The 3,274-nt window shown below is 67.5% G+C and carries 3 protein-coding genes; all 3 read right to left on the reverse strand.

Annotation, left to right across the window (positions count from 1 at the left end):
• The coding region (gene tagH, locus EOA33_RS29150) for a type VI secretion system-associated FHA domain protein TagH (protein ID WP_127407219.1) at positions 1-1,021 on the reverse strand (1,021 nt) is incomplete at its 3' end.
• Positions 1,018-2,085 (reverse strand): type VI secretion system baseplate subunit TssG, encoded by a 1,068-nt coding sequence (gene tssG / locus EOA33_RS29155; protein WP_127407220.1) that lies wholly within the window; start codon positions 2,083-2,085, stop codon positions 1,018-1,020. The genes tssG and tagH, both read right to left, overlap by 4 nt.
• The coding region (locus EOA33_RS29160) for a type VI secretion system baseplate subunit TssF (protein WP_127407221.1) at positions 2,049-3,274 on the reverse strand (1,226 nt) is incomplete at its 5' end. The genes tssG and EOA33_RS29160, both read right to left, overlap by 37 nt.

A 3,274-nucleotide genomic window follows, 5' to 3' on the forward strand; every position in this document is an offset into this window, starting at 1 on the left:
CCTCGGAGGCGCCAACCATCGTCTGGGCGACACGCGCGTTTCCCTTTTCCTCCGAGCGCTTGCGCAGAAGCTGCATCAGCCCTTCCATCATCAGCCGGTACTCGCGCCCGAACTTCGCCATTTCGGCGATCGCGTCGCGGCCGGGAAAATCGGCTTCCTCGACGCCCATGCCGCGCAGGAATGCGTTGCGAAGCGCCATGTCTGACTGTGACGGCGCCGCTGCCGGCGCACGCGCCGGTCTCGAGCCGGAGGCCACACGCGGCGGGGGAGGGGGCTCGGCTGCCTGCACCGGCAAATCCCATGGATTTGCCGGTTGCGGTCTTTCGGCGGCGCGTTCGCGCTCGCCCGCTGGCCAGCCGCCATTTGCCGGACCCGATGGCGTGGCCGGTCCGAAGCCGAAATCGTCTTGGATGGGCGACGGCTTTGCCGGAACGGGTTCGGCCATGCCGTTGAGGGATGGCACCGGATCGAGGCTGAACGGGTCGTCGAAGGCTTGAGAGCTGCCCTGGTTTGCGTTGGCACGTTCGAACGCCCCCGGCAGCGGCTGCTCGAACGGGTTCGGCAGCTCGGCCGGACGCGGCCGTCGCGGCTCCTCTTCGGCCCTGGCCGAAAAGAAATCGTCGTTGCCGATGCTGACCGGCGCGCGAGACGCCGGCGGCGACCGTTCGGCGACAGGCTGGCTGGTGGCCGGCGGCTGCATGGCCGGCGCCTGCAGGTCGACATGGAGTATGTAGTCGCCGAGCCTCAGCCGCATGCCGCTTTGCAGGCGTGCCGACCTGCCGGCGCCGAGCGGGCTGTCGGAGTCGTTTATGAACAGTCCACTGCTCGAGGTGTCGGTGACGAAATAGCCGTCCTGCCCGCCGGTGATCTTGCAATGGGCGCGCGAGACGAACATGTCCGGATCGTCGATCTGCCAGCCGGCGTCGGCGCTGCGGCCGATCACCAGTTCGCCCTCGTCCAGCCGGGTCTGCCTTACCGCCTGGGTGCGTGGCCCTTGCTCCAGCGTCAGCAGCAGACTCATGCCGCGACCTCCGCTATCTCCGGCCGCCATCCGACGATCGTGCGCAGCCGCAGATCGTCAGCATCTCCCCTTTCGGGGGGCCGCGCAAGCCAGGCGGTCCGGCCAAGCTGGACGGTTCCGACGCGAGGCGGCGGCACGGCCTCGCGAGCGAGCACGATACGCAGGTCGACGTCGAGCGTTTCCCCGATCATGTCGCGAACCGCGTGCTTGAACAGCGTCAGCCGCCGGCTGCCCGGCAGAAACGACTTGAAGTCCTCCAGGCCGAGGGGGCCGACGCGCAGCTCGATCCTGCTCTGGCGGCTGAAAACGCGCGGGCCGATCGTCGCCCCGCGGCCGAGGGCCGCGTAGGCCTTGGCCAGGCGGCTCTGCAGCGCGGTCGGCACCGATATCCAAGCGGCGACGAACTCCTTGACCTGCACCGGCACCTTGAAGGCTTCGGCGAGATACAGGGTGAGCCGTTCCGGACCGTCGACCTGGCTGGCAAGCGAAGCGGCCTGGCGCAGCTTGACGGTGTCGAGTTCGGGGTCCTGGGTGCCGGGAAGGCCAATGCCGGCCATCGCCTCGAGCATTGCGCGGACGCGGCCGCCGACAGCGCGTTCGACCTGCACTCCCGGGTGGGCATCCGCCCAAGCCCGGTAATACAGGGCAATCATGCGATGCTGGAGGATGTTGACGAAGTCCACAAAGGTCGTGTCGCTGGTCTGCCTGGCATCGGCGCCGGTGAACCAGCGCTGCGACAGGCGATCAAGCACCCAGCGGGTCAGATGCAGCGGCAGCGGACCTTCAGGTCCCATCAGGCCGAGATTTGCAACCGTGACCCGCGCCGGCGTGTTGTCGGCGGCTTCCTGAAAGTCCACCACGTCCCTGGCCGAGAAGCTCAGGCGCACATGCTGTCCGAGTCTTGCCGGCTCGCGTTCCAACCGGCCGGAATGGCCGAATAGGCCGCCCCTGCGTTCGAGCCGGCGCAGCAGCTCGAAGAAGTCGAACGATTGGGACAGGCCCTCGCTCCGGCCCGATCCGATGCTGCCTAGATCAGGTAGCGATTGCCGGGCGTCATCGGCCATGGCACATCCTCCTGCTTCTGCAGCAGCCGCGTGCGGGTCCGCACAAAGCCGTTTATTCCGGCATGGCGGGCGAACAGCCGCGCGAGCAAGGCCGAAAGCAGCAGGGTGCTTTGTCCCGCGAGCACGGACTGGTCCACATGCAACGTTACTTCCGTGCCCCGCCCGAAGCACATCGGCCCGTCGATCTGCAGTCGTTCGATGACCGGGCGCGAGTCGATGCGCACGATCGAATGCACGTTGCGGGCGAGACCCGGATCGCCGCGGTCGGCATAGAGGTCGAGCAACGCATGGAGCGGATCGACACCGCGACCTTCCTTGGCAAGGCTGAGGAAATTGAGCCCGAGCTGGGCCACCAGCCGCCAGGCGAGATTGTCGGCCCTGGATTCACCCTCGGCGCCCGCCGGCAGCGCCGCCGGGATCGCCGGCTGCGGCGGACGCAACGCGCCGATGAGCCTGACCGCCTCGACCGGGTCGCCCGTCTCCAGCGTCAGCGTTGGATTGTCGTCGAGGATCGGCAGGTCGCGATTGGTGCAAAGCGCCATGATGTCGAGGCGCCTCAGAGGTCGGTTCGCCGGGCTTGCGATGGGACGCGAAACGGCCAGGAAGACATCGTCCCCGGTGTAGGAGGTGCGGGTCAGGCCATCGCGCCGCTCATCCTCGGTGGGCCGGCGCGGCCGGCGCTCGGTGGAGTAGACCCAGCCGCTGCCGCGGTTTTGCCCCAGGCTGAAGAGCTCGGGTATTTCGGCGTCGCTGCCCTCGCTCTCGGCGTCCTCGACCCGCGTGACCCGATAGATCTCGAAGTCGCGCGCCCGCGTACGGTCGGCATGCAGTACCTGCCGCGTCCGGCGGGGATCGAGCTCGACGATGTTGCACTCGCGCTCGAAGAGATTGATGATCGGGGTTACGAAGAGCTCGAAATCGGCGGGCGTAAGGTCGGCAAGCTCAGGTACGGGCCGCCGGAACAGGAAAATGACCTCCAGCCCTCCGTCGCATTTGCGCACCACCGGGTTCAGGCCAGAAACCCGCACATAGTGGAAGCGCTCGGGCATCATGAAATATTCCCGCAGCAGGCGGTAGCCTTCGAATGTCGGACGGGTACGCGGCATCAAGGCTTCGTCGTCGCGAATGCCGACCATTTCGGGTTCCGGCAGCGGCGATATCGGGTTGGTCTTGCCCTCGGTGCGCGCGC

It is taken from the genome of Mesorhizobium sp. M4A.F.Ca.ET.050.02.1.1, assembly GCF_003997725.1.
In the GTDB taxonomy this organism is placed as follows: domain Bacteria; phylum Pseudomonadota; class Alphaproteobacteria; order Rhizobiales; family Rhizobiaceae; genus Mesorhizobium.

Coding starts and splice junctions, on each gene's coding strand:
- tssG (WP_127407220.1), bottom strand. CDS start 2,085: ATGGCCGATGACGCCCGGCAATCGCTACCTGATCTAGGCAGCATCGGA.